The organism is Rhizobium sp. BK313 (genome assembly GCF_014193655.1).
Taxonomy (GTDB): Bacteria; Pseudomonadota; Alphaproteobacteria; order Rhizobiales; family Rhizobiaceae; genus Rhizobium.
Genome location: NZ_JACHZQ010000003.1, coordinates 780,251 through 806,188 on the forward strand (window position 1 = coordinate 780,251; position 25,938 = coordinate 806,188).

General features: G+C 60.0%; 27 protein-coding genes. 20 read left to right on the forward strand and 7 right to left on the reverse strand.

Annotation, left to right across the window (positions count from 1 at the left end):
- The first annotated feature begins 262 nt into the window (after positions 1-262).
- The 6 genes from FHT86_RS20165 to FHT86_RS20190 all read left to right on the forward strand — a co-directional run bounded on the left by FHT86_RS20165 (position 263) and on the right by FHT86_RS20190 (position 3,814).
- Positions 263-607 (forward strand): AtpZ/AtpI family protein, encoded by a 345-nt coding sequence (locus FHT86_RS20165; protein WP_133708588.1) that lies wholly within the window; start codon positions 263-265, stop codon positions 605-607.
- A gap of 79 nt (positions 608-686) precedes the next feature.
- Positions 687-1,439, forward strand: coding sequence for a F0F1 ATP synthase subunit A (locus FHT86_RS20170; RefSeq protein ID WP_133708589.1), 753 nt, complete (start codon positions 687-689; stop codon positions 1,437-1,439).
- A 67-nt stretch (positions 1,440-1,506) separates the two neighbouring features.
- Positions 1,507-1,734, forward strand: coding sequence for a F0F1 ATP synthase subunit C (locus tag FHT86_RS20175; RefSeq protein WP_120703339.1), 228 nt, complete (start codon positions 1,507-1,509; stop codon positions 1,732-1,734).
- Between the two features lie 79 nt (positions 1,735-1,813).
- Entirely contained in the window at positions 1,814-2,407 is a 594-nt protein-coding gene (locus FHT86_RS20180) for a F0F1 ATP synthase subunit B (protein ID WP_133708590.1), read from the forward strand.
- Between the two features lie 3 nt (positions 2,408-2,410).
- Complete coding sequence (locus tag FHT86_RS20185) at positions 2,411-2,902, forward strand: F0F1 ATP synthase subunit B (RefSeq protein ID WP_133708591.1); 492 nt, start codon at positions 2,411-2,413, stop codon at positions 2,900-2,902.
- A 138-nt stretch (positions 2,903-3,040) separates the two neighbouring features.
- Entirely contained in the window at positions 3,041-3,814 is a 774-nt protein-coding gene (locus FHT86_RS20190) for a phosphotransferase (protein ID WP_133708592.1), read from the forward strand.
- Positions 3,815-3,829: 15 nt separating this feature from the next.
- Here FHT86_RS20190 and FHT86_RS20195 read toward each other — a convergent pair whose 3' ends face one another.
- Both FHT86_RS20195 and FHT86_RS20200 read right to left on the reverse strand, forming a co-directional pair.
- The gene (locus tag FHT86_RS20195; RefSeq protein WP_133708593.1) at positions 3,830-4,489 is read right to left on the reverse strand and encodes a ribonuclease HII; all 660 of its coding nucleotides are present in this window, start codon (positions 4,487-4,489) and stop codon (positions 3,830-3,832) included.
- 104 nt (positions 4,490-4,593) lie between these two features.
- The gene (locus FHT86_RS20200; protein ID WP_133708594.1) at positions 4,594-5,751 is read right to left on the reverse strand and encodes a PA0069 family radical SAM protein; all 1,158 of its coding nucleotides are present in this window, start codon (positions 5,749-5,751) and stop codon (positions 4,594-4,596) included.
- A 139-nt stretch (positions 5,752-5,890) separates the two neighbouring features.
- On the opposite strand from FHT86_RS20200, the gene FHT86_RS20205 reads away from it, so the two are divergent.
- Both FHT86_RS20205 and FHT86_RS20210 read left to right on the forward strand, forming a co-directional pair.
- On the forward strand, positions 5,891-6,409 hold the full coding sequence (locus FHT86_RS20205; RefSeq protein WP_133708646.1) for a glycosyltransferase family 2 protein: 519 nt from the start codon (positions 5,891-5,893) through the stop codon (positions 6,407-6,409).
- Positions 6,410-6,693: 284 nt separating this feature from the next.
- Positions 6,694-7,008, forward strand: coding sequence for a hypothetical protein (locus FHT86_RS20210; RefSeq protein ID WP_133708595.1), 315 nt, complete (start codon positions 6,694-6,696; stop codon positions 7,006-7,008).
- 45 nt (positions 7,009-7,053) lie between these two features.
- Here the strand turns inward: FHT86_RS20210 and moaB are convergent, their stop codons facing one another.
- From moaB to FHT86_RS20230, 4 genes are all read right to left on the reverse strand, one after another.
- On the reverse strand, positions 7,054-7,608 hold the full coding sequence (moaB, locus tag FHT86_RS20215; protein WP_133708596.1) for a molybdenum cofactor biosynthesis protein B: 555 nt from the start codon (positions 7,606-7,608) through the stop codon (positions 7,054-7,056).
- Positions 7,608-8,522: a 4-(cytidine 5'-diphospho)-2-C-methyl-D-erythritol kinase gene (locus FHT86_RS20220; protein ID WP_133708597.1), complete on the reverse strand. Its 915-nt coding sequence runs from the start codon at positions 8,520-8,522 to the stop codon at positions 7,608-7,610. Before FHT86_RS20220 ends, moaB begins: the two co-directional genes overlap by 1 nt.
- Before the next feature lie 8 nt (positions 8,523-8,530).
- Entirely contained in the window at positions 8,531-10,390 is a 1,860-nt protein-coding gene (locus FHT86_RS20225) for a tetratricopeptide repeat protein (RefSeq protein WP_133708598.1), read from the reverse strand.
- A 123-nt stretch (positions 10,391-10,513) separates the two neighbouring features.
- Positions 10,514-11,530, reverse strand: coding sequence for a polyprenyl synthetase family protein (locus FHT86_RS20230; RefSeq protein ID WP_133708599.1), 1,017 nt, complete (start codon positions 11,528-11,530; stop codon positions 10,514-10,516).
- Between the two features lie 108 nt (positions 11,531-11,638).
- Here FHT86_RS20230 and FHT86_RS20235 point away from each other — a divergent pair, with 108 nt between their 5' ends.
- Both FHT86_RS20235 and FHT86_RS20240 read left to right on the forward strand, forming a co-directional pair.
- Positions 11,639-11,869, forward strand: a complete 231-nt coding sequence (locus FHT86_RS20235) for a DUF2007 domain-containing protein (RefSeq protein WP_133708600.1) — start codon at positions 11,639-11,641, stop codon at positions 11,867-11,869.
- Between the two features lie 8 nt (positions 11,870-11,877).
- Positions 11,878-12,654, forward strand: a complete 777-nt coding sequence (locus tag FHT86_RS20240; RefSeq protein ID WP_133708601.1) for a tRNA1(Val) (adenine(37)-N6)-methyltransferase — start codon at positions 11,878-11,880, stop codon at positions 12,652-12,654.
- 62 nt (positions 12,655-12,716) lie between these two features.
- Here FHT86_RS20240 and FHT86_RS20245 read toward each other — a convergent pair whose 3' ends face one another.
- Entirely contained in the window at positions 12,717-14,051 is a 1,335-nt protein-coding gene (locus FHT86_RS20245; RefSeq protein WP_133708602.1) for an Nramp family divalent metal transporter, read from the reverse strand.
- Between the two features lie 211 nt (positions 14,052-14,262).
- On the opposite strand from FHT86_RS20245, the gene FHT86_RS20250 reads away from it, so the two are divergent.
- The 10 genes from FHT86_RS20250 (at position 14,263) to FHT86_RS20295 (ending at position 25,840) form a co-directional block, all read left to right on the forward strand.
- Positions 14,263-15,123 carry a S49 family peptidase gene (locus tag FHT86_RS20250; RefSeq protein WP_133708603.1) on the forward strand — a complete coding sequence of 287 codons (861 nt, stop codon included), beginning with the start codon at positions 14,263-14,265 and terminating at the stop codon, positions 15,121-15,123.
- A 16-nt stretch (positions 15,124-15,139) separates the two neighbouring features.
- Positions 15,140-15,331, forward strand: coding sequence for an NfeD family protein (locus FHT86_RS20255; RefSeq protein WP_133708604.1), 192 nt, complete (start codon positions 15,140-15,142; stop codon positions 15,329-15,331).
- 125 nt (positions 15,332-15,456) lie between these two features.
- The gene (locus FHT86_RS20260) at positions 15,457-16,416 is read left to right on the forward strand and encodes a glycine--tRNA ligase subunit alpha (RefSeq protein WP_133708605.1); all 960 of its coding nucleotides are present in this window, start codon (positions 15,457-15,459) and stop codon (positions 16,414-16,416) included.
- Positions 16,417-16,524: 108 nt separating this feature from the next.
- Entirely contained in the window at positions 16,525-17,076 is a 552-nt protein-coding gene (locus FHT86_RS20265) for a LemA family protein (RefSeq protein WP_133708606.1), read from the forward strand.
- An 87-nt stretch (positions 17,077-17,163) separates the two neighbouring features.
- Positions 17,164-18,420, forward strand: a complete 1,257-nt coding sequence (locus tag FHT86_RS20270) for a 3-phosphoshikimate 1-carboxyvinyltransferase (protein ID WP_133708607.1) — start codon at positions 17,164-17,166, stop codon at positions 18,418-18,420.
- Between the two features lie 82 nt (positions 18,421-18,502).
- Positions 18,503-20,452 (forward strand): DUF2207 domain-containing protein, encoded by a 1,950-nt coding sequence (locus FHT86_RS20275; RefSeq protein ID WP_133708608.1) that lies wholly within the window; start codon positions 18,503-18,505, stop codon positions 20,450-20,452.
- 50 nt (positions 20,453-20,502) lie between these two features.
- Complete coding sequence (locus FHT86_RS20280; protein WP_133708609.1) at positions 20,503-22,518, forward strand: DUF2207 domain-containing protein; 2,016 nt, start codon at positions 20,503-20,505, stop codon at positions 22,516-22,518.
- Positions 22,519-22,602: 84 nt separating this feature from the next.
- The gene (glyS, locus tag FHT86_RS20285; protein WP_133708610.1) at positions 22,603-24,717 is read left to right on the forward strand and encodes a glycine--tRNA ligase subunit beta; all 2,115 of its coding nucleotides are present in this window, start codon (positions 22,603-22,605) and stop codon (positions 24,715-24,717) included.
- A gap of 14 nt (positions 24,718-24,731) precedes the next feature.
- The gene (locus tag FHT86_RS20290; RefSeq protein ID WP_133708611.1) at positions 24,732-25,226 is read left to right on the forward strand and encodes a DUF523 domain-containing protein; all 495 of its coding nucleotides are present in this window, start codon (positions 24,732-24,734) and stop codon (positions 25,224-25,226) included.
- A gap of 26 nt (positions 25,227-25,252) precedes the next feature.
- The gene (locus FHT86_RS20295) at positions 25,253-25,840 is read left to right on the forward strand and encodes a hypothetical protein (protein WP_133708612.1); all 588 of its coding nucleotides are present in this window, start codon (positions 25,253-25,255) and stop codon (positions 25,838-25,840) included.
- The last annotated feature ends 98 nt before the right edge of the window (positions 25,841-25,938 follow it).

Below are 25,938 nucleotides of genomic sequence, written 5' to 3' on the forward strand. Positions count from 1 at the left end.
CAAAAAGGCCACAGAAAAGCTTGGCCTGAAGAGGATTCTTCGGCTCAGTTTTCCACCGGCATCGCATATTCGCCCTAAGATCATGATTTAATTCGGCTAATTAATGGCTGGACAGATGACGTCTACGCCTTGACTATGCTTTTTCCTAAAACTATGTTGCGCGCGACTTCAAAACGGGCCGAAAGGTGGCGAAACCACCCGTTCGTTTACGCGTTGACCGGGGTAATGGGGCTGCGCGCAACGAAAATGGGAGGATATCACCATGGCGGACGACCGCGACGAAAGTCTGGAAAAGCGACGAGAGCAACTGGAAGCCGAATTGGCGAGCAAGCGCTCTGCGTTGGGAGAGGATGAACGAGGGGAGGTTCGCGCCGAGGAAAGCCGCAAAGGCTATGCCCAGGCGATGAAGCTTTCCAGTGAATTCATTGCTGCCATCATCGTTGGCGCTGTTCTGGGCTATATCTTCGACCGTTTTGTCGGCACGGCGCCGTGGGGCATGATTATTCTTCTGCTTCTCGGATTTTGTGCCGGCGTTCTGAATGTTCTGCGCTCTGCAGGCAAGGTGGCGACACCGATGCTTGAAAAGCACGGGCTTGATAAGAAGTGAGGCGGAAGCGGCGCAGCGGCGCAGTTTCCTGGTGAGAGGCATCCGCTTTGACGAGCGGGAAAATGAAAGAGAACAAGCGGTGGCAAACGGTCCTACCCATCAGTTCCTGATCTTCAAGATTATACCGATCGATATCGGCGGGATTGATTTTTCGTTCACCAATGCTTCGCTGTTCATGGTTGCTGCGGCAGCGATTTCCGCCGGCTTCCTCTATTTCGCCACCTCGCCTCGCAGCGTCATTCCGAGCCGTGCCCAATCGGTGGCGGAGATGGCTTACGAGTTTATTGCCTCAATGCTGAAAGAAGGGGCGGGAACCAAAGGGATGAAGTTCTTCCCGCTGGTCTTCTCGCTCTTCATGTTCGTGTTGACGGCGAACCTTCTCGGCATGGTTCCCTATTTCTATACGGTCACCAGCCAGATTATCGTCACGTTTGCGCTGGCGCTTCTGGTGATCCTGACGGTCATTTTCTACGGCTTTATCAAGCACGGTTTCGGCTTTCTCAAGCTCTTCGTGCCGCAGGGCGTACCCGGCGTTCTTTTGCCGCTGGTGGTCATTATCGAAATCATATCGTTCCTGTCTCGGCCGATTTCACTCTCCGTTCGTCTTTTCGCCAACATGCTGGCTGGCCATATCACGCTCAAGGTGTTCGCAGGCTTCGTAGCCTCGCTCGGAGCCCTTGGCGCACTTGGCATTGGCGGCGCCATTCTTCCACTGATCATGACCGTCGCCCTGACCGGTCTTGAGTTCCTCGTCGCCTTCCTCCAGGCTTATGTCTTTGCGGTGCTGACTTGCATGTACCTCAATGATGCAATCCATCCGGGTGGCCACTAAGGATAAAGACATTGACGTCTGCAGGGCGTCAGTCATTCACCGCACAACCATTTCAAAGGAGTTCAACATGGACGCGGAAGCAGCAAAGTTCATCGGCGCAGGTTTGGCTTGCTTTGGTATGGCCGGCACGGCTCTCGGCCTCGGCAATATCTTCGGCAGCTACCTGTCCGGCGCACTACGCAATCCGTCTGCTGCTGACGGCCAGTTCGGCCGTCTGGTATTCGGCTTCGCCGTTACGGAAGCTCTGGGCATCTTCTCGCTGCTCATCGCTCTCCTCCTGCTCTTCGCCGTCTGATATCAGCGGCGTGATAGATCACGGTTCGCGGGACAGCGGACCGTGATTCTTTGTATTTGCAGACCACCTGGAGGTGAGCATGTTTGTGACCCCGGCTTATGCTGAAGAAGCACCGCCGGCAGCCGGCGCGGTGCATACGGAGACGGGTGCGCCCGATCAGGGCCATCACGCAGGCGTATTCCCGCCGTTTGACCATACGACGTACCCGTCACAGCTCCTTTGGCTGGTGATCACCTTCGTCATCTTCTACGTGGCCATGCAGAAGATCGTCATTCCGCGCGTTGGCAACATTCTGGAAAGCCGGCACGATCGCATCGCCCAGGATATCGACGAAGCCTCGCGTCTGAAGGCTGAAGCCGATGCTGCAGTTGCGACCTACGAAAGCGAATTGGCCGCAGCGCGCGCCAAGGCGAATTCGATCGGCGCCACCGCCCGTGATGCAGCCAAGGCAAAAGCCGAGGAAGATCGCAAGGCAATCGAAGCAAGTCTTTCCGAGAAGCTGAAGGCCGCTGAGGCCCGTATCGGCGAGATCAAGGCGAAAGCCTTCGGCGATGTCGGCGCCATTGCGGAGGAAACGGCAGCCGCCGTCGTCGAGCAGCTCGTCGGCAGCGTCGCCGGCCAGGCTGACGTCGCTTCGGCTGTTGCCGAAGCATCCGCCAAGCGGGAGGGTTGATCCATGGAATTCGGTCTTGACGAAACTTTCTTCGCGTTCGTCGCTCTCATCATCTTCCTCGGCCTCATCGTCTACCTGAAGGTTCCCGGCATGATGGCAAAGTCGCTGGACGACCGCGCCGATCAGATCCGCAACGATCTGGCTGAAGCCAAGCGCCTGCGCGAAGAGGCCCAGCATCTGCTGGCCGAATATCAGCGCAAGCGGAAGGAAGCGGAAGCCGAAGCAGCGCATATCGTTGCGGCAGCCGAGCGTGAAGCTGAAATGCTGACGACGGAAGCTCGCAAGAAGACGGAGGAATTCGTCGCCAACCGCACGGCTGTGTCCGAGCAGAAGATCAAGCAGGCGGAAGCCGATGCGATGAAAGCGGTCCGTTCCGCTGCCGTCGACCTGGCCATCGCCGCCGCCGAATCCGTGCTCGCCAAGAAGGCCGACGGCCGTATTCAATCTGAACTCTTTAACAACGCCGTCGGCGAAGTGAAGACCAGGCTGAACTGAGCGCGCAAGCGATCGATCTCTAGAAAAGCCCGGCTTCGGCTGGGCTTTTTGTTTTTGGAGGCAACAACCGAACTCGATAGTATTTGAAGGTGGTTAGGGATCGAAATTGGATGTCGATCTCGCTTGTGGAGTGAGATGATGATACCGGCCGGTGACGGTGGCGAAGGACCATTTCGCCAAGATGATTTCATCTATCGGCCCACGCGTCCTTGGACAGCGAGTGTTCACGCGCTGCTCGCTGCGCTTCAAACACATGGCTTTGCGAATGCCCCATCATCCGCCGGGTATGATGCGACGTGGGAGAAGGTAAGCTTTCTTCCAGGTGTAACCGGTGACCTGCATGAGAATGAGAATATGAGGTCGTTGCAGGTTCTGCAGTCGGCTGCACACCTGCTGCGGCGCTATCACGATTGCACCGCGCAGTTTGTTGGGCTGCTGCTGCTGGAGGACCAGAAATGGCAACTGCCGTCGCGGAGACCGTTCGAGATCATCTGCCACGGCGATTTCGCGCCCTATAATGTTGTCCTCAACGACGGTGAGGTGACTGATATCATCGACTTTGAGACGGCCCATCCCGGCCCGCGTTGTTGGGATCTCGCCTATGCCGTCTATCGCTGGGCGCCTCTGTCTGCTGGTGCCGCGCTCAAGAATCTCGACGGGCTCAAGGCGCAAATCCTCCGCACGCGCATTTTTCTTGATGCCTATGGCATGCCCGTTGAACAGCGATCGGCATTGCCGGACATGATCGTTGAGCGGCTGAACGCGTTGGTGAGTTTCATGGAAAGCGAGGCGGCCAATGGCGTGGAAAGGTATCGCCGTAACATCGAGGACGGCCATGATCGCGTTTACCTGCGCGATATCGCCTATGTCAGCGAATATCGGGAGGAGATCGTAGCCGGCCTTGTCGCATGAGGAAGAGCGTGGCTCTCAGGCCTCATCCCTTCGAAGCGGCCGGAAGCTCATGCGATGCAAGAAGCAGGGGCCGTGCTTTTCGATGCCGGCGCGATGCTGGGCCGTTCCGTAGCCGACATGAGCGGCGAAACCGTAGGCAGGGAAGACGTCGCCGGCGCGTGCCATCATCCGGTCGCGTGTCACCTTGGCGACGATCGATGCGGCGGCGATGGAAAAGGAGCGGGCATCGCCCTTGACAACGGCTTTTCCCGGGCAGGCGAGCCCACCAGGCACATCCAGCCCGTCAGTCAGTACGTAACTTGCCGGCACGGCAAGGCTGCAGATGGCGCGGCGCATGGCGTCGAGGCTCGCCTTGCGGATATCGGTGATGTCGATACGGGCAGCACTGGAGGAGGCAATGGAGACTGTCGCGGTCGCGAGGATTTCGACAAACAGCGCCTCGCGCCTGGCGGCCGAAAGCTGCTTGGAATCGTTCAATCCGTCGGGAATGCGCTCCGGGTCGAGAATGACCGCAGCCGCGACGACCGGGCCCGCCAGAGGCCCACGTCCTGCCTCGTCGGCACCGGCAACGGGCCAGTGTCCGGCGCGGCGGGCGATCAGTTCCAACTCGAAGGTCGGAACAATCGGCTCTTCGTCGAAAAGCATGGGAGAATCGGGTGGTGTGCTGCGTGGCATGCGGCAAAGCTCGCACACCACCCGATCTCCTGCAAGCCCCCGGCGGATCAAGGCGGCGAACCGGGGGGCTTTCCAGCGGGCAGGGAAACCCGCGGGGAAAGGGCTCAGAGAAGTGAAAGCTGCACGCCGCTGCCATCCGGCGGCACAAACAGGTCGTCGCGCATCGCAATGCTGCGGCGGGTGAGCTCCAGCCGCTTTGTCGCCATTTCGAAGCGGCGGCTGATCTGCCAGGCATAGGGGCCAGCACCCTTCATGCGTTTGCCGAACTCGGCGTCATAATCCTTGCCGCCACGCATCGACCGGATCAGCGACATGACATGGCGGTAGCGATCCGGATAGTTCTGCAGAAGCCAGTCGCGGAAGAGTGGGCTGACTTCCAGCGGCAGGCGCAAGATCACATAGCTCGCTTCCATGGCACCGGCAGCCTTGCCGGCGTCGAGAATGCGCTCGATTTCGTGATCGTTGAGGGCGGGGATGATCGGCGCCACCATCACGGCGGTCTGGATGCCGGCCTCGCTGAGCGCCCGGATCGCCTCCAGTCGCCGCGGCGGTGTCGCAGCGCGCGGTTCCATCGTGCGCGCCAGCTTGCGGTCGAGTGTGGTTACGGAGATACCGACCCGCACCAGATTCTTATCCGCCATCTCCTTCAGGATATCGATATCGCGCATGATCAGCGCCGACTTGGTGACGATTGCAACCGGGTGGTTCGCCTTGTTCAGCACTTCGAGAATCTGGCGCATGATCCGCCATTCCTTCTCGATCGGCTGATAGGGATCGGTGTTGGTGCCGATGGCGATGACGCGCGGCTTGTAACCAGGCTTGGCCAGTTCTCGTTCCAGCAATCGAGCCGCATCGGGTTTGGCGAAGAGCTTCGATTCGAAATCGAGCCCCGCCGACAGACCCATGTAGGCATGCGTCGGCCGCGCGAAACAATAGATGCAGCCATGCTCGCAGCCGCGATAGGGATTGATGGAACGATCGAAGGAGATATCGGGAGAGTCGTTGCGAGTGATCGCGGTGCGTGGCTTTTCCACCTGCACATCGGTCTTGAAGGGCGGCAATTCTTCCAGCGTTTGCCAGCCATCATCGAATGTCTCACGCCGCAGCGGCTCGAACCGGCCGCTCGGGTTCAGCCCCGCGCCACGACCGCGCCTGCGGTCGATCTCGACTCTCAGACCGGTGTCGGCGATCAAAGCGTTGGCAACATCTGCCGTATTGGCAGGCGCGAATGCGGCCTGCCCTGCAAGGGACTGCTCGTTCATCGGTAACTCCGGGCGGATTATGACGTTGCATGCCGCGTCTAAGATGATTAAATTCCTATCCGACAAACGAGAACAATGCAAGAACAAAATGCGGAATTGGGTGCTGGCAATAAATTGTGCGGCGCTCTATAAATGGGCAATGTTGACGGTAATCATTGAATGCCAGGATCAGGAACCTGAGCTGGCGCAGACATTGGCGGCATTGGTGGCGGGCGCGATCGAAGGGTTGGTGTGCGACGTCGTCGTGCTTGATAATGGCTCGCGCGACGGCACCTCACGGGTTGCCGATGCTGCCGGCTGCCGTTTCTATTCGCAGTGGGATATCAAGGACATATTGCGTTCGGCGCGCGGTGAATGGCTGCTTTTGGTTGAACCCGGAGCGCGTCCGCAGGCCGGCTGGATTGATGAGATCGCCGAATATGTCTCGCTCAACAAGGTGCCGGCCCGCTTCACTGCTTCGCGCGGCTATCGCCGCCCTTTGTTGCAGCGTATCGGACGCAGGCTGCCGCCGCTGGAATTGGGCTTGCTCCTCTCCAAACGACAGGCCATCGCCGCGGCCAAAACGGGCATGCGGCTCGCCGAGTTCGCCAAGGGCCAGAAGAGCCGCCAGCTGTCGAGCGAACTGATTCCCTCCTGGGTCGCGCGCGCGGCACGCTAGGCTTCCCGCTTTCAGGTGAAATCACCCGCCAGCGGACAACACTTTGGATTCAAAAGACTAGATCGACCTTTGGACGTTCAGATGAACGCGCGGTGCTCCAGGGCGTGGATTTATGACCAATCCAGATTTTATTTGAAAATATGAGAATAGCTGTCATAATTTTCGTATGGCGGCACCTCTCGCGTGTCGCGTCGGGCGGCCGACCATGAAGATGCCGGTATGCGGCAGAGCAGGTCAACAGAACTCTCCTCTTCTGCCGGGTTTCCGGCGAAAGGAGGTGCGTCATGGGACGCACGATGCTCTGCCGCCTCATCGGAACGGTCTTTGTGGCAACAGCAATCCTTCATCCGAGCTCTGCAGCTTCGCAGGCGATGCTCACTTGCGCTGAACGCGTTGATATCGTCGCTTTCCTTGATGCACAATACTCCGAAAAGCTCTCGGCAGTTGGTCAGCTTGATCCGAAGACGATCGTCGAAATCTTCGCCGCCGAAAGCGGCAGTTGGACGATGATGATCACCAATGTCTCCGGCCGGAGCTGCATCATCCTCTTCGGTCAGAATTGGGAATCAATTCCTGTCCTGCCGGGTTCGAAGGCATAGTACCGCCAAGAAGTTGCGCCACTTTGCCTCAGCGAAACGCCAACTTTAGTTGGAGCTGGCACCACGTTTCAAATGTTCGTCGAGCCGCGGCATGATCTCCACGAAATTGCAGGGCATGTGTCGGTAATCGAGCTGTGCCTTCAAAATACCATCCCAGGCATCCTTGCAGGCGCCCGGAGAGCCGGGCAGCACGAAGATGAAAGTGGCGTTGGCGACGCCACCGGTTGCCCGCGACTGGATCGTCGCCGTGCCGATCTTGTCGTAGGAGATACGGTGGAACACCTCGGAAAATCCGTCCATCCGCTTTTCGAACAAAGGTTCCAGCGCTTCGGGCGTGACGTCGCGGCCGGTGAAGCCGGTACCGCCGGTGGTGATGACGACATCAATAGTTTCGTCGTGCGTCCAGGCTTCCACTTGGTTCCTAATGCGCTCCTTGTCGTCGGGAACGATGGCGCGGGCAGCCAGCCTGTGGCCGGCTTCCGCGATGCGGGCAACCAACGTGTCGCCGGATTTGTCGTCGGCGAGCGTGCGCGTATCGGAAACTGTCAGCACGGCGATGCCCACGGGAATGAAGGGTCTTGCTTCGCTTGAGCCGGCCATCATGCGTCTCCCCTTATCGTTTCTGTCGCGTGGAAATACCAGTCCGGTCTTAAGCTGTGAAGCGATGCCGCAGCTGCCGTTGCCTGCTGAAGATCATCGAACAGGCCGAAGCAGGTGGCGCCGGAGCCGGACATGCGCGTCGTGACTGCCCCCTGGCTTTCGATTAGCTGCGAGAGCGTAGCGATTTCGTTGCAAAGCGCCCGCGCCGGTGGCTCCAGATCGTTGCGTAGCCTGTTGATCGTCTCGATCCATTGTCCTTGCCCGTTCGGCCGCGGCAAGGAGAGCACGAGCGGCGGATTGTCCTTCCGGGCGAGCAGACGAAACACCTCCGGCGTTGAAACGCCGACGAGGGGATTGCCGAGCACCATGGCAAAGGACGGAAAATCCGGCATCAGTTCGATCGCCTCGCCAATGCCGCGTGCGATCAGGGGTCGGCTGGCGAGGCACATCGGTACGTCGGCACCGAGCTTCAGTGCAATTTCCATCACCGTGCCGGAGGGCAGGGTGAGGCCCCATAGCCGCGTCAGACCACGCAGAGTGGCCGCCGCGTCCGCCGAGCCGCCGCCGATACCCGAGGCGACGGGCAGGTTCTTTTCAAGATGGATATGGACGGGCGGCGCCTCGAATCCCGCGGCACGAGCCGCCTGTCGCAACAAATCGCGTGCCTTCAGCACCAGATTGCCGCCGGCCTCCGCCTCGACGGCGAGAAGAGGAGAAAAGCGTCCGGAAAGGCTGAATTGGTCGTGTTCACTTGCCCGAAAAACGAGACGATCGCCATGCCTTGTAAAAGTCACCAGCATGTCGAGCAGATGGTATCCGTCGGCCCGTTGGCCGGTGACATGCAGGGCCAGATTGATCTTGGCGGGCGCTTCCTCCGTGAAGTCGAAATCGCCCGCCGATAAGATCACAGTCATCGAGAGTCTTAGGACTTCTTGTCAGCCGGCGGCGGCATTGTTGTGTCGGGCGATGGCGTCACTGCCGGAGGCGGATCTGGCTGCTTGGTCTTGTCGACCGTCTTCGGATCGGTGTCGAGCGCCGGCAGGCCGTTGGCGATCTTCTCCTTGATCCGCGGAATATCCGCGTCCTCGGGTTTCGACGCCAGCGCACGGTTCCATTGGTAGACCGCTTCCAGCTTGCGGTTGACACGCCAGTAGGCGTCGCCCAGATGGTCGTTGATCGTGGGATCGCCGGCCTTAAGCTGAGCGGCGCGCTCCAGCTCATTCACCGCATCGTCGAAGCGGTTGAGGCGGAAATAGGCCCAACCGAGCGAGTCGACGATGTAGCCGTCATCCGGCTTCAGATCGACGGCTTTCTTGATCATGTCCAGGCCCTGGTCGAGATTCATGTTCATGTCGACCCAGGAATAGCCGAGATAGTTCAGTACCTGCGGCTGATCGGGGTTCAGCTCCAGCGCCTTCTTGAAGTTCGGCTCGGCCTTGTCCCACTTCTTCAGCCGCTCATAGGCGATGCCGCGCTGGAAGAACACGGCCCAGTCGCCGCGATTCGGAACGGCGCCGATGACCTGCGCGGCCTTGTCGTAGTTGTCAGCCATGCCCTGGAAGTCTTTGGCATCCGAAAGAACGCTGCCATAGGCGAGATAGCTGCGGATATCATTGGGGTCGGAATCGATCAGCGCCTTCAGATGCTTGCGCGCGTCGTCAACCTTGCCGGCCTGCGCCAGCGCAAGGCCGAGCTGCAGCTCGGAGATGCGGGCCATCGGCGAATTGTTGGGTACCTTCTTGTAGAAGGAGATGGCGCGGTCAATCTGCTCCTGCTTTTCGGCAAGTCCGCCGAGCAGAACAAGCGTGTCGGCGCTCCGGGGATCGAGTGTGTTGGCGATCTGCAGATAAAGCGAGACGACGTCTTCAGCGCCATCACGGTTGAGTGCCGCGCCGATGGTAAAGAGGACCGAAGCTGCACCCTGCGTGGCGTCGGTCACCTGCTGGTCTGGTGTTTCGCCTTTGCCGATGCTGTCGCGCAGCGCGTTCAGCGGTGCGTAGTTATTGATCAGGTTGTCGCCGACCGAAACTGCATCCAGCGCCTTCTGCTTTTCGCCGGCCTTGGCTTCAAGCCGCGCCAGCGCCATGACAGCGCGCATGAACGTGTCGGGAGCCGTTGCGCCGCCTGCCTTGTCGAGAATGGCATCGTTCAGGTGCGAGCGGGCGGACTTCACATCACCGATGGTGATGGCAATGGCACCGGCATGATAGTTCTTGAAGATGTTGAACCAGTCCGGTCCTTTCATCTTGTCGATCATGGCAATCGCTTCTTTGCCGTGGCCGGAGCCGGCGCGAGCCCAGGCGAGCAGAAGGCTGGTCATCATCCGGTCGAGATCGTTCGGACCGTCATATTTGAGAATGTCCTGCGCGGCTTTGTACTCATGCCGGCGAATGGCGTCCATGCCACGTACGATTGTAGTGACCCGCTCCACCGAGGAATCGTTCTTCAGTTCGTTGGCGTATTTCACGCCCTCTTCGAGATTGCCGTTGAGCAGCAACGAGATCATCAGCCGCTGGCGGATCTCCGGATTGCCCGGTTCGATCATCAGCGCCTTTTTATAGAGCGAAATCGCGGTGTCGTAGTCATGGTCGACATCGGCGGTACGGGCAGCAAGGAAGGCGCCTGCGAAGGTGTCGACGCTTTCCGCGTCGAAGACCGCCGGTGTATTGGCCTCCGGCGTTGCCGGAGCATCCTCGGCGCGCGCGCTATTCAGCGCGGACATCGAAAGGATCGCCGCCAGGGCTGCGCCCGAGAGGAAACGAATGGCAAGTCTCTGCCGCATTAGAAAGCCTTTCATCAAGGGATTGCCGGTGAGAGTGCCGGCGGCACAAAACGTTCGTGTCAATTGATTCACAACAGGATGGCTTTTTTGAAGCGGTCCTGCAAGAAATTCGGGCGGCTGCGATCAGTTCACGCGTTCGATGCAGAAATCGATCACTTCCATGAGAGCGGATTTCCACGGCGTTTCCGGAAGCGGCGCTAGTGCGTCGCGGGCGATGGTGCCGTAGTGAACGGCGCGGGCGATGGTGTCGGTGAGCGCACCATATTTGGTGATCAGACCCAGCGCTTTTTCCAGGTTCTCGTCACTATTGTTGCCGGCCTCGATGGCGTTGCGCCAGAAAGCGCGCTCTTTTTCGGTGCCGCGGCGATAGGCGAGAATGACGGGAAGGGTGATCTTGCCTTCGCGGAAATCATCGCCGACATTCTTGCCGAGATCGGCGGCCTTGCCACCGTAATCCAGTGCATCGTCGACCAGTTGGAAGGCGAGGCCGAGATTGGTGCCATAGGACTTCAAAGCGTTACGCTCACCCTTACCCGCATTGGCGACGATCGGGCCGACTTCAGCGGCGGCGGCAAAAAGCGCTGCCGTCTTGGCGCGGATGACGGAGAGATAATCGTCTTCGGTAGTCTCCATGTTCTTGGAGACGGAGAGTTGCAGCACCTCGCCCTCGGCGATGACGCAAGCTGCCGACGAAAGCACGTCGAGTGCCTCCAGCGAACCGACCTCGACCATCATGCGGAAGGCCTGGCCGAGCAGGAAGTCGCCGACGAGAACACTTGCCTGATTGCCCCAGATCATGCGGGCCGTGGACTTGCCACGCCGCAGATCGCTTTCGTCCACCACGTCATCGTGCAACAATGTCGCCGTGTGCAGAAATTCGACGGATGTGGCGAGCTTGATGTGGTTATCGCCCTGATAGCCGTAGAGCGCGGCGGAGGAGATGGTCAGCATCGGCCGCAGGCGCTTGCCGCCTGAAGAGATCAAATGCTCGGCAACTTCCGGGATCATCTGCACATCGGAGCCGGCTTTCGACAGGATGAGCTGGTTGACGCGTTCCATATCCGCCTTGGTTAGGTCCACCAATGGCTTGATGGATGCCAGTTTATTCTTGCTTTCTTCAAGCGGTATCACGACGCCCAACGATCCGGACTCCTGTTCATTTTCTGCAAAGCACAATAAGAAGGGGCGAAAGAGGCGGCAAGAGGCGATTTGTCTCGTCGCGCAAATTTGACAGGAAACCCAAGGCTTATGCACGAACTGATCCGCACAAATGATCCCGTTCTCCTCTCTTTCGCCGAGAGCCTGATGAAGGACGCCGGGATTCATTGCTTCATCGCAGATCAGGCCATGAGCATTCTCGAAGGCTCGCTCGGCATGTTGCCGCGCCGCTTTCTGGTTGAGGACGAGCGTGCCGATCAGGCTCGGCGCATTCTAACCGACGCGGGCCTCGGTGATGAATTGCGCCCGGCGCGCGGCTGAGGTCCGCCATGGCCGACAAGCTTCCCGAAACCATCGACGCCTTCCATCGCGGTGCTTTTTACATCGTCCAACCGAAAGGCAGGGGCCATCGCTCCGGCATGGACGCCATGTTGCTTGCAGCGCTGGTGGCTGACGACCGCAACATCAGGGTGGCCGACCTCGGCGCCGGCGCTGGGGCGGCCGGCATGGCCGTGGCCTCGCGGCTGGAGCGGGCGGAGGTGGTGCTGTTCGAGCGCTCTCCGGAAATGGCCGCATTCGCCCGCAAGAGCCTGGCGCTCCCGGAGAATGTCCGCTTCGCCGGCCGTGTCGCTGTTGTTGAAGCCGATGTGAGCCTGACCGGGAATGCTCGTAACGGTGCCGGTCTGATCGATGACAGCTTTCATCATGTCATCATGAATCCGCCCTTCAACGATGCCAGCGACCGGCTGACGCCGGATGCGTTGAAAGCACAGGCGCATGCCATGACTGACGGCCTGTTCGAAAGCTGGGTGCGAACGGCGGGCGCGATCATGATTCCCGGCGGACAACTGTCGCTGATTGCCCGGCCGCAATCGATCGACGAGATCATTGCCGCCTGCGGCCGCCGCTTCGGCGGCATCGAGATCACGCCCATCCATCCGCGCGAAAGTGAAAATGCCGTTCGCATCCTGGTGACGGCGATCAAGGGCTCACGGGCACGGTTGGCTCTTCGGGCGCCACTGATCATGCACGGCGAGGGGACGCACAAATTCTCCGACTTTGTCGATGACCTCAACAATGGCCGCGCTGCCTATTCCCGGAAGTAGCGCATTGATCCCGAAAAGTGTGACGCGGTTTTCGAAAAGATCATGCGAAATCAAGGAATACCTCAAAACGCATCGAAGATCAGCTTGATGTTCAGGACGGCGATGATGAGGGCGATGATATAAGCGACGATTCTCAGCCAGCGCGGCGCGACCAGCTCGCCCATCTTGACCTTGTCGGCGGTGAACATGACCAGCGGGAAGACGGCGAAGGAAAGCTGCAGGCTGAGTACGACCTGGGTCAGGATCAGCAGTTCCGCCGTACCGGCATCGCCGAACCAGACGGTGACGATCCCAGCCGGTATGATCGCCAGCCCGCGTGTCACCATGCGACGCAGCCAGGGTTTCACCTTCAGCCGCAGAAAGCCCTCCATAACGATTTGCCCGGCAAGCGTGGCCGTCACCGTCGAGTTGAGGCCGCAACAGAGAAGCGCGATCCCGAACAGCGTCGGCGCGATTGCCAGGCCGAGAAGAGGCGCGAGCAGCGATTCCGCCTGGGCGAGCTCCACCACATCGGTATGGCCATGCGCGTGAAACGCCGCGCCGGCGAGAATGAGGATGGCGGCGTTGATGAGCAGCGCAAAGGTCAACGCTACTGTCGAATCGATCGTGGCATAGGTCAGCGCCTCCTTCTTTTCCGGCAGCGTATGGCCGAAGGCGCGCGTCTGCACGATGCCGGAATGCAGGTAGAGATTGTGCGGCATGACCGTCGCGCCGAGAATGCCGAGCGCGAGATAGAGCATGTTCGGATCCCTGACGATCTCGGTCGTCGGGAAAAAGCCCTTGATGACCTCCCCCCAATTGGGATCGGCGAGGAAGACCTGGATGCCGAAACAGAAGGCGATGACGCCGAGCAGGGTGATGATCAGCGCCTCCACCCAGCGAAAGCCCAGGCGTTGCAGGAAAAGAATGAGAAACACATCAAATGCGGTGACCAGCACGCCGAGCTCGAGCGGCAGGCCGAAGACGAGGTTTAAGCCGATGGCGGTGCCGACGACTTCTGCGATATCCGTCGCGATAATGGCAATTTCCGCCATCGCCCAGAGCGGCACGGAGACGAAGCGGGGAAAGGCGTCTCGGCAGGCCTGGGCCAGATCGCGGCCGGTGGCGATCGCCAGCCGCGCGCAGAGCGCCTGCAGCACCACGGCCATGATGTTGGACAACAGTGCGACGGTCAGCAGCGCATAGCCGAATTTCGATCCGCCAGCGAGCGAAGTCGCCCAGTTGCCTGGGTCCATGTAGCCGACCGCGACGAGGTAGCCCGGACCGGCGAAGGCGGCGACACGGCGCAGCGCCGAGCCGCCTTTGGCAGTTTCGACCGAGCGGTAGACGTCGGAAAGAGTGGCCTCCTGCCGATCGTGACGCCAGCCCGCATCGGGCTTCGATTTCATAAGGTCCATGGGGATTCCGCAGGCTTCGATACTGCGAGAGGTAAGCGGTTTAGAATGACAATGCAATTCATTCGCAACAAGAAAAACCATTCTCGGTTTGGTTCATTGACGAAAATACGCCGGCGGGTGGAATCCGGCGCGAAATGCAATGATTGATGTTGCGTTTGTCGTTTCCATGCATACATCACGTGCAGCAGACATCATAAATCAGGGATGACGAATGGCTGGATTTTTGAGGCGCATGATTCCGAAGCGGTTTCGCAAGGAAAGGCTGGTCGTTCCTGTCGTCCGGCTGAGCGGGGTCATCGCGTCCGGTGGCGGGCCTCTCCGACAGTCGCTTAACCTCTCGGGCATCTCACAGGCGCTGGAAAAGGCCTTCAACATGAAGGCTGCCCCGGCGGTCGCCCTGGTCATCAATTCGCCTGGCGGCTCGCCGGTGCAGTCGCGAATGATCTATAACCGCATCCGCGATCTTGCCCGTGAGAAAGAGAAGAAGGTGCTGGTTTTTGTCGAGGATGTCGCGGCATCCGGCGGCTATATGATCGCGTTGGCCGGCGATGAGATCATTGCCGATGCCACCTCCATCGTCGGGTCCATCGGCGTCGTCTCCGGCGGGTTCGGCTTTCCAGAGCTGTTGAAGAAGCTCGGGGTCGAGCGCCGTGTCTATACTGCCGGCGAAAACAAGGTGATCCTCGATCCGTTCCAGCCGGAGAAGGAAAAAGACATCGAATATCTGAAGAGCCTGCAACTGGAGATCCACAAGGTCTTCATCGACATGGTGCGCGAGCGTCGGGCAAGTAAACTGGCCGGGGACGAGGTCGTGTTTTCCGGCCTCTTCTGGACCGGCGGGCGCGGTCTGGAACTCGGCCTGATCGACGGGCTCGGTGATATGCGCCAGGAGCTGAAGAAGCGTTTCGGCGACAAGATCAAGCTTGAGCTGGTCACCACTCCGCGCAGCCTCTTTGGCCGCCGTGCGCCCGGTATTTCCCTTTCCGGCATGGACGGCATCGGCGCCGGCCTTGCCTCCGGACTTGCAGAGGTAGCTGAAGAAAAGGCATTGTGGGGGCGGTACGGACTGTAATCGGGAGTGCTGCGTGATGCCGCAGATCATCTTCTTCATTGTCGCTGTTGGCGGTCTTTGGTTTTTATATCGACGATTCCTGCGCGACGCCCGAAAACTCACCGAGAAATCCAGGCGCGCCGAAAGCGAACGGCGCACGGGCGCTATCGGTACGCTGGTAAAGGACCCGAAGACAGGAGAGTATCGGGTGAAACGGGACGATGAGTAGCATCTGATAGATGGTGGAAACGGGGAAAGGAGACTGCGACAGTTTGCGCGTGAAAGCCTTGACCCTTCCGTCCCGCCGTGGCACCTGTCCGCCAAACAATCCGTTACCTGAAGAAATCAATCTCCATGACCGCGACCCCGCCCGATAATATGAATCCGAAGCGTTCGTTCCAGGCTCTGATCCTGACGCTGCATAGTTACTGGGCCGACAAGGGTTGCGCGGTGCTTCAGCCCTACGACATGGAAGTGGGTGCCGGCACGTTCCATCCGGCGACCACACTGCGCGCGCTTGGGCCGAAGCCGTGGAAGGCCGCCTATGTGCAGCCGTCGCGACGGCCCTCGGATGGCCGTTACGGCGAAAACCCCAATCGCATGCAGCACTATTACCAGTATCAGGTCATCCTGAAGCCGAACCCGCCGAACCTGCAGGAACTCTATCTCGGCTCGCTCAAGGCCATCGGCCTCGATCCGTTGGTGCATGACATCCGCTTTGTCGAGGACGATTGGGAGAGCCCGACGCTCGGCGCCTGGGGTCTCGGCTGGGAATGCTGGTGCGATGGCATGGAAGTGTCGCAGTTCACCTATTTCCAGCAGATCTGCGGCATCGAGTGCGCACCGGTCGCCGGTGAATTGACCTACGGTCTCGAACGTCTTGCGACCTATGTCCAGGGCGTCGACAGCGTCTACGAGCTGAATTTCAATGGCCTCGAAGGCGATGAAAAGATCACCTATGGTGATGTCTTCCTGCAGGCAGAGCAGGAGTATTCGCGGCATAATTTCGAATATGCCAATACCGAAATGCTGCATCGTCATTTCACCGATGCCGAAAAGGAATGCCAGGCATTGCTCGCCGCCGGCGCGCCGGGCGACAATGCCAATCAGCTCCTGCATAAGTGCGTTTTCCCCGCTTACGACCAGTGCATCAAGGCGAGCCATGTCTTCAACTTGCTTGATGCTCGCGGTGTAATCTCGGTCACCGAACGCCAGAGCTATATTCTGCGCGTCCGCACCTTGGCGAAAGCCTGCGGCGAGGCATTTCTGCTCACCGATGCCGGTGGCGCGAACTGGGGTAAACAGGCGGCTTAAGGCACATTCCCCATCTCTAAGGTACTGGCCTGGCGGCTAAAAGCGGATGACAACATCCGCGAAGCCACATAGTCTTCCTCGCGGTTGCATTCGCCACGGGGGTTCGCGATGTATATTATTCTGGCGATCATCGTTCTGATCGCGCTTTATGCCGTCTTTACCTATAACGGCCTTGTACGAGCGCGTCAGGTGACTGAGGAAGCCTGGTCCGGTATCGATGTGCAGTTGAAGCGCCGCGCCGATCTCATTCCTAATCTGATCGAAACCGTGAAGGGCTATGCCGCCCATGAGCGCCAGACGCTGGAAGAGGTCGTGGAACTGCGCAACAAGGCGCAGGCGGTGCCATCGGGCGATGTCGCCGCTCGCGGCCAGGTGGAAGGCCTGCTTTCGCAGGCTCTCGGCCGTGTGATCGCGCTTGCCGAAGCTTATCCGGATCTAAAGGCGAACGCGAATTTCATCGAACTGCAGCGTTCGCTCGAAGGGATCGAGGACGAGATCCAGATGTCGCGGCGCTACTATAACGGCGCTGCTCGCGACCTGAACGTCAAGGTCGAAAGCTTCCCATCCAATCTCATCGCTGGCCAGTTCGGCTTTTCCAAGCGCGCGTTCTTCGAAATCACCAACGAGGCCGACCGCGCCGTTCCTTCCGTCAAGTTCTAAGATTCCGCCTATCGGTTTTGTGTTCGAGGCGGTAAAGGAAGCCGACCGTAGGCCATTGGCCGCTTTCTGGACTGACCAAAGAGATTGATGATGGGTAGAGCCAAACTCACGATTATCCCCCCCGGCAAGCCGCTGACCGGACGCGCGATGCCGCCGGGGTCGAAGTCGATCACCAACCGCGCGCTGCTGCTTGCCGGCCTCGCCAAGGGAACGAGCCGGCTGACCGGCGCGCTGAAGAGCGACGATACGCGTTATATGGCGGAAGCGCTGCGTGCCATGGGTGTTGCGATTGACGAGCCCGACGACACCACCTTCATCGTCACCGGCAGCGGCAAGCTCAAATCGCCCGCGGCGCCGCTGTTTCTCGGCAATGCCGGCACGGCGACCCGCTTCCTGACCGCCGCCGCCGCGCTGGTCGACGGCAAAGTAGTGGTGGATGGCGACGCCCATATGCGCAAGCGGCCGATCGGCCCACTGGTCGATGCGCTACGTTCGCTCGGCATCGACGCGACCGCCGAGACCGGTTGCCCTCCGGTGACGGTCAACGGCACGGGCCGTTTTGAGGCGAGCCGCGTACAGATCGACGGTGGCCTCTCCAGCCAATATGTATCGGCTCTGCTGATGATGGCCGCCGGCGGCGACCGTCCCGTGGATGTCGAACTGCTCGGCGAACATATCGGTGCGCTCGGCTATATCGACCTGACGGTCGCGGCCATGCGCGCCTTCGGCGCCAAGGTCGAGCGCACGAGCCCGGTAACTTGGCGCGTCGAGCCGACCGGCTACCATGCGACGGATTTCCTCATCGAGCCGGACGCCTCGGCCGCCACCTATCTTTGGGCGGCGGAGGTACTGACCGGCGGCAGGATCGATCTCGGCACGCCGGCGACGGAATTCTCGCAGCCGGACGCCCGCGCCTATGACATGATCTCGCAGTTTCCGCATCTGCCCGCCGTCATCGACGGATCGCAGATGCAGGACGCCATTCCGACGCTCGCCGTCCTTGCCGCCTTTAACGAGACGCCGGTGCGTTTCGTCGGCATCGCTAATCTCCGCGTCAAGGAGTGCGATCGCGTCCGAGCGCTGTCGAGCGGCTTGTCGCGTATCGTTCCTGGCCTCGGCACGGAGGAAGGCGACGATCTCATCGTTGCCTCCGATCCGAGCCTTGCCGGCAAGACTTTGCCGGCCGAGATCGACAGTTTCGCCGATCACCGCATCGCCATGAGCTTCGCGCTTGCCGGGCTCAAGATTGGCGGCATCACGATTCTCGACCCCGACTGCGTTGCCAAGACCTTCCCGGCCTATTGGAATGTCCTGGCGTCGCTGGGTGTCGCCTACGACGACTAGTACCTCCCTCCAAGGAGGGTGGGGGACGGTTCATGACATGCGGCGCCCGCGATAGCGCGCCATCGGATCACGTGGGGGTGTGATGACGCGTTGGCTTTCCGGACTCTCCATCGCCTTGCTCCTGCTGTTTTCCGCAACGGCAGCATCGGCGGCCGAAGTCATCACTGCCTTCGATCAGGCGATCGCGTTGAATCGAGACGGTTCGATGCAGGTCACCGAGACGATTGCCGTGAATGCGGAGGGCCGCGCCATCCGTCGCGGTATCTTCCGTGATTTTCCGCTCACTTACATCGATTCTGCAGGGCGTCAGGCGCAGGTGGATTTTGACGTTGTCTCCATCGAACGCGACGGGGCGCCGGAGGATTGGCGCGAGGAACGCATCGAAGGCGGAGAACGCATCTATATCGGAAATGCCGATCGGATCATAAGCCGCGGTCCGCACACATTCCGCGTCACTTACAACACCAACAGGCAGATCCGCTATTTCGACGATCACGACGAGCTTTATTGGAACGTTACCGGCAATGGCTGGCAATTCCCGATCCTTAGCGCCTCGGCCACGGTCACCCTTCCGGATGGCGTGAAGCCGCAGCAGCTTGCCTATTACACCGGGCCGATCGGCGCGACGGGCCAGGACGCGAGCGCCAGCCAGCAGGCGGGCAAGGTCACTTTCGTTACGACGCGGCCCTTGGCGCAGGCGGAGGGGCTGACGATCGCCATCAAGCTGGCTAAAGGCGCGATCCTGCCGCCGAGCAGCAGCCAGCAATGGCGCTGGTTCATCGCCGATCATCTCGACGCGATCATCGCGATTGGCGGCCTGATCCTGCTGTTTGCCTATTACCTGAGGAGTTGGATCGCCGTCGGGCGCGACCCGCCGCGCGGCGTCATGGTCCCGCGCTGGGATCCGCCCGATGGCATTTCGCCGGCGCTGGTCAATTATGTCGACAACAGGGGCTTTTCCGGCGCGGGGTGGACGGCGCTATCGGCGACGGCGATCGATCTTGCGGTGCGTGGTTACGTTGTCCTCGATGATCTGAAGAACAAGGTGGTCATCAAGGCGACCGGCAAGGCCGCCGGCAACGATCTCGGCGGCGGCGAGAGGACGCTCATGCGTGCCGTCGGCCCCTCTTCCCCGCTCGTCATCGACAGGGCAAATGGCGAGGCCGTGCGACGGCTCGGCTCGCAGTTTCGCAGCGCGATCGAGCGCGATCATCGTGGCGAATATTACAAGGCCAATTCGTTCTACGTCATTGCCGGCATTGTGCTGTCGGTCCTGACCCTGGCTGCGATCGTGATTTTCGGTCGCTTACACGAGAATGCGCTGCCTCTCATCATAGTGCCCGGTTTCCTCTCGATTTTCGTGACGATCTTTGCCGGCACGATCGGTCGCAGGTTCCGCCGTCATGATGCCGGCCTTGGACAGCGAATTCTTTCCGTTCTGATCTTCGCCTTCTTCGGCTTTGTGTTCGTGTCGACCGCAGTCGGCGCCTTTGCTGCCGCCGTCGTGCCGTTGTGGGAGGCGGGTGAGCTACCTCTACTCGCCGGCATCGTCGGCATTTTTGCCCTCAATGTTGTCTTCTTTTTCCTGATGGGCGCGCCGACGCCGCTCGGCCGCAAGATGATGGATGGCATCGCCGGGCTGCGGCAATATCTGACGCTCGCCGAGCGCGACCGCATGAATATGCAGGGCGCACCGCAGATGTCGCCGCAGCATTTCGAAAAGCTATTGCCCTATGCAGTCGCGCTTGGCGTTGAAAAGCCCTGGTCGCGCGCTTTCGAGACGTGGCTCGCCACCGCTGCCGGCGCAGCCACGGCGGCGGCCTATGCGCCGGCATGGTATTCCGGCGACTTTCACTCCGGCAATATCGGCGGGACGATCGGTGATTTCTCCTCCTCCATGGCCTCTACCATCGCCTCCACCATCCCCGCGCCAGTCTCCAGCTCCTCCTCTGGCTTTTCCGGCGGCGGTGGCTTCTCCGGCGGCGGCTCCTCTGGAGGTGGCGGTGGAGGCGGTGGCGGTGGGGGATGGTAATCTGCCAATTAGAGCGGATACGGCGGTAAGAGACATCTTGGGGGAGATCAATGGGCAAATGGTATGCGATCAGGCTCGGTGTCTACGGGCTTCTGGTGCTATTGACGTCGATTTTTTCAGCAAGGCCGCTAGCGGCGGCTGAAACCGTCACCGGATTCAATCAGACGATCACTGTGGATCGCAATGGCTCGATGCAGGTCATTGAGACGATTGTCGTCAATGCCGAAGGCACCGCCATCCGCCACGGCATTTTCCGTGACTTTCCACTGGAGCTCGTCGATGCCTCCGGGCGCAAGGGGAAAGTCGATTTCAGCGTAATATCCGTCGAGCGGGATGGTCAGCCCGAAGAATGGCATCAGGAAGGGATCGACGGCGGCACGGGCATCTACATTGGGCGCCCCGACGAGGATGGCAAGACGTTCCTGCTCAGCCGTGGCCCACACACATTCCTGATCACCTACCGAACGGATCGGCAGTTCCGGTTCTTCGATGATTATGATGAGCTTTATTGGAACGTCACGGGCAATGGCTGGCAGTTCCCAATTCTGCGGGCATCGGCAACGATCATCCTGCCGGATGGTATCAAGCCGCAAAAGCTCGCTTATTTTACCGGCGTAGCGAATGCCATGGGCAAGAACGCGACAGCAGCCCAGCAGCCGGACGGGATCGTTTTCTCCACGACGCGCCCTCTTGCGAAGGGCGAAGGGCTTACTGTCTCGGTCATGTTGCCGAAGGGCTCCATCATGGTGCTGGATGATGTGCCCGGAATGATCGTCGTTGCCGCGCTAGGGCTACTTATCCTAGTCGTATACCATTTGCTTGCATGGCGCCGGGCCCGACGAAATCTTTCCCCCGGCGTTATCGTGCCGAACTGGGATCCGCCTGAGAATGTTTCGCCCGCAGTCGCAAATTATATCGACAACAAGGGCTTCCCCAATGGTGTGGGCGTGGCGATGTCCGCCGCTCTGCTTGGTCTTGCAGTCAAGGGCTATGTCAAGCTCGATGATCTCGGCGAGAGGCTTTTGGTCCATGCTACCGGCAAGCTCCCAGAAACGCTCGATAGTTCGGAATTTGTGCTAATGAGCGCCGTCAGGCCCCACTTCCCGCTGGTGTTCGATCGCGAGAACGGCGCCGAAGTAAAGCGTGTCGCCTCGTCGTTTCGAATGGTAATCGAGCGCGATCATAAGGGGCGATACTTCAAATCCAATGCTTCCTATCTGGGGGGAAGCCTTTTGTTTACCCTTGCAACGCTCGGCGTCGTCTCGATGATTGGGCGAGATGGCGGCGGCGTTGCAATGGCGGTGGTGTTTGGCCTGTTGGCATTGATGATCGGATTGCCAATCACGATTCTCCACCGACGCGGCATCAGTCGCCGATCGCGTATCTCTGCCATCTGGTGTCTTATCGTCGTCCTCGCCGTCATTGCCTTGCCATTCATCGGCGTTATGTCATCCGGCAAGCCCCTTACGGTGCGTCCGGAAGGGATTTGGCTGGCGGGGCTGATCATGGCCGTCGTCGGCGTCAATTTCGTTTTCGCATCCCTCATCGAAACATGGACGAAGCTTGGTGCCAGAACGGCCGGGCAACTCGAGGGTTTGCGGCGTTATCTTTCTCTGGTGGATAAGGGCCGTATGGTGGTGCAGGACGATATCAGGATGTCGCCACAGCATTTTGAGGGGCTATTGCCTTACGCCGTCGCACTCGGCGTGGAAAAGAAGTGGTCGCAGGTGTTCGAGGGCTGGATCACGACAGCAGTCGGCGGAGCTGCGGGACTGGAGGCGGTATCCTCCTATCAGCCAATGTGGTGCAGTGGTCACGAACGTTATCATCACCATCATCATGGCGGGTTGGGGTGGGTGAGAAATGTCGCGGAATTGCCCTCGTCGGTCGCGGCATTCATCCCGTCCAATATTTCCGCCACTCCGGTTTCGACTGCCTCCTCCGCCTTTTCCGGAAACGCTTCATCGGATTCGGACGACAGGGACGAGCCTGCCGATGCTCAGCCGAGCCGGCGAGGCGGCTCTGTCGGCGGTGGAGGCGGCGGCGGTGGCGGAGGCGGGTGGTAAATTCGCCGTTTGCTGTCGTGACTTTTGTCGCCGGGCTTGCTAAGTCCGGCCCGATCCTTTTTGCCTCAACGTAAAGACAGTTCCATGCCCGATCTCCTTCTCGAACTCCGCTCCGAGGAAATTCCCGCCCGTATGCAGCGCAAGGCTGCCGGCGATCTGAAGAAGCTGGTGACAGATGCGCTCGTCGAGGCAGGTCTGTCCTATGAGGGTGCGCGCGAATATTGGACGCCTCGGCGCCTGACGCTGGACATTCGCGGCCTGACGGCGCGCTCCGCCGATGTGCGCGAGGAGCGCAAGGGGCCGCGCACCGATGCCAATGAAAAGGCGATCGAGGGCTTTCTGCGCGGCGCCGGCCTGTCTTCCATCTCGGAAGCGCAGGTGCAGAGCGACCCGAAGAAGGGCGATTTCTACGTTGCGATTATTTCCAAACCAGGCCGCGCCGCCGAGGAAATCGTTGCTGACGTCATGCCTGGAATCATCAAGGATTTCCCCTGGCCGAAGTCGATGCGCTGGGGCAAGGCATCGGCCAAGCCCGGTTCGCTGCGCTGGGTGCGCCCGCTACAGTCGATCGTTTGCATGTTCGGCACCGAGCATGAAGAGACCGCCGTCATCCCCTTCGAGATCGACGGCATTGTCGCTTCGAACGTGACCTACGGCCATCGCTTCCATGCGCCGGAGGCGATCATCGTCAGGCGTTTCGACGACTACGTGTCCAGCCTGGAGAAGGCGAAGGTCATTCTTGACGCCGAGCGCCGCAAGGACATCATCCTGCACGATGCCCGCGACATCGCCTTTGCCACCGGCCTGGAGCTGGTCGAGGACGAGGGGCTGCTAGAAGAGGTTTCCGGCCTGGTGGAATGGCCGCAGGCGCTGATGGGTTCCTTCGAAGAGGATTATCTGTCGATCCCCTCGGAAATCATCCGCCTGACCATTAAGACCAATCAGAAATGCTTCGTCACCCGTCCGCAGGTTGGCGAGACGCTCTCCAACCGCTTCATCCTTGTAGCCAATATCCAGGCGACGGATGGCGGCAAGGAGATCATCCACGGCAACGGCAAGGTTGTGCGCGCCCGCCTTTCCGATGCGCTGCATTTCTGGAAGCGCGACCAGGGCGACCTGCCCGACCTCGAAACGCTGGAAGCGTCGGCCGCAAAATTCGGCCTCGACCTGAAGAAGCCGCTGGACCAGCGCATGGCCAAGCTCGACGCGCTGAATGTCACCTTCCACGCCAAGCTCGGCAGCCAGGGCGAACGCGTCGCCCGCATCCGCTTGCTGGCCGCTGAACTCGCGAAGATCACCGGCGCCGATCCGGCCAAGGTCGATCGCGCTGCCGTGCTCGCCAAGGCTGACCTGCGCACCGAAGCCGTGGGCGAATTCCCGGAACTGCAGGGCCTGATGGGCCGCAAATATGCCGTGTTGCAGGGCGAAGACGCCTCGGTGGCCGCCGCGATCGAAGATCACTACAAGCCGCAGGGACCATCCGATCGCGTGCCAGACGATAAGGTGGCAATCACCGTCGCGCTAGCCGACAAGTTGGATACGCTGATCGGCTTCTGGGCGATCGACGAGAAGCCCACGGGCTCGAAGGATCCCTACGCACTGCGCCGTGCAGCTTTGGGTGTGGTCAGAATTCTGTTGGAGCGCAAGGTTCGGCTGCCGCTGCTGGCGACGACAAAAGACGTCGATCTCCTCGCCTTCTTCCATGACCGCCTGAAAGTCTATCTCCGCGATCAGGGCGCCCGCTACGATCTCATCGACTCCGTGCTGACGCCGGAAGCCGACGACCTGTTGATGGTCGCCCGCCGCGTCGAGGCGCTGACGGCCTTCATTACCTCGGAAGACGGCAAGAACCTGCTCGCCGGCACCAAGCGCGCCACACAACTTCTCGCCGCTGAGGAAAAGAAGGGTACGGTTATAGCCGATGGAGTTTCGGAAGCGCTGCTCAAGCTCGATGCCGAAAAGGACCTCTTCGCTGCCATCAAGGCGGCCTCCGCCGAGGCGTCCGATGCGATTGCCAAGGAAGACTTTCGTTCTGCGATGGCCGCGCTCTCCAAACTGCGCGCGCCGGTCGATCGCTTCTTTGAAGATGTCCTCGTCAACGACGAAGATGCCGCCATCCGCGCCAACCGCCTGGCGCTGCTGCGATTGATCCGCGAAGCAACGGGGACGGTGGCGGATTTCTCGAAGATCGCGGGGTAAGAAAGGGAGGCGCGATGACCGGAAAAATCCTCGTCAGCGCCTGCCTCATGGGCCATGCCGTTCGCTATGACGGCCGCGCCAAGCGGCTCTTGCATCCAGCGATCGATCGCTGGCGCGAGGAAGGCCGGCTGGTGACGATCTGTCCGGAGATGTCTGCTGGCATGGTCGTACCGCGACCGCCGGCAGAAATCGCCGGCGGCGCGTTCGGTGAAGACGTATTGTCCGGCAGCGCACGCGTGATCGAGGTTAGCGGTGGCGACGTCACGAAAGGTTTTCTGCAGGCCGCGGAGAATGCGCTGGCGCTGGCCCGCGAAACCGGCTGCGCATACGCTTTGTTGATCGATGGCAGCCCATCCTGCGGTTCCGGCTTCATCTATGACGGCTCCTTTTCCGGAGAGCGGCATCTTGGCAACGGCGTCACCGCGGCTTTGCTGAAGCGTGCTGGTATCGAGGTCTATTCCGATCACGAAATCGATATTTTGGTTGAGCGGATAGCCGCCGACTGTTGAGGTCAGGTCAAAACGGTGGCGCAAAAATGCAGGACATGTTGAAACAGCAGGCTGCACTCCAGGCGGAGGCAGATGCAATCGTAAAGGCATTGGATCTCGACGGCATATTGCGCATTGTCGGAAATCCTGTTCGCGTGGGAAGTTCCGCACTCGGCCTGATGGTTCGCCGCGATATCGACGTCACAGTCATTTGCGAAAAATTGGATCGGACTGCGCATGTCGCGATAGCTCAAATCGCCGGACAACTGATGCTTCATCCGTGCATTGGAGCGGTGCGCTTCAGAAATGATAGTGATTTCTGGAACAAGACACCTGAAGACTATCCCGATGGCCTTTATTTGGGAATCAGCTACCGGTCGGCAAACAACGATGACTGGAATTTTGATGTCTGGTTCGTTGATGAGCCGGAAAGACAGCCCGATCTCAAACATCTTCAGACAATTCTTCCACGTTTGTCGACGGCGATGCGGGAGACAATTCTGACAATCAAAACAATACTGGCCACCGGCTCCTACACCAAGCCTGTTTCAAGCTCACTTGTGTATGAAGCGGTGCTGGATGGCGGCGTGAGTAGTGTCGCGGAGTTCGAAAGCTGGTTGAGGCAGCGCCCCTGAAACGCAAAACCGCCGGATCTCTCCGGCGGTTCGGTATGTTTGCCGTGTTGCGGCTTTAGGCGGCGCGGCGGTTCTGGGCGAGCGGGCGGCCGTCGTTG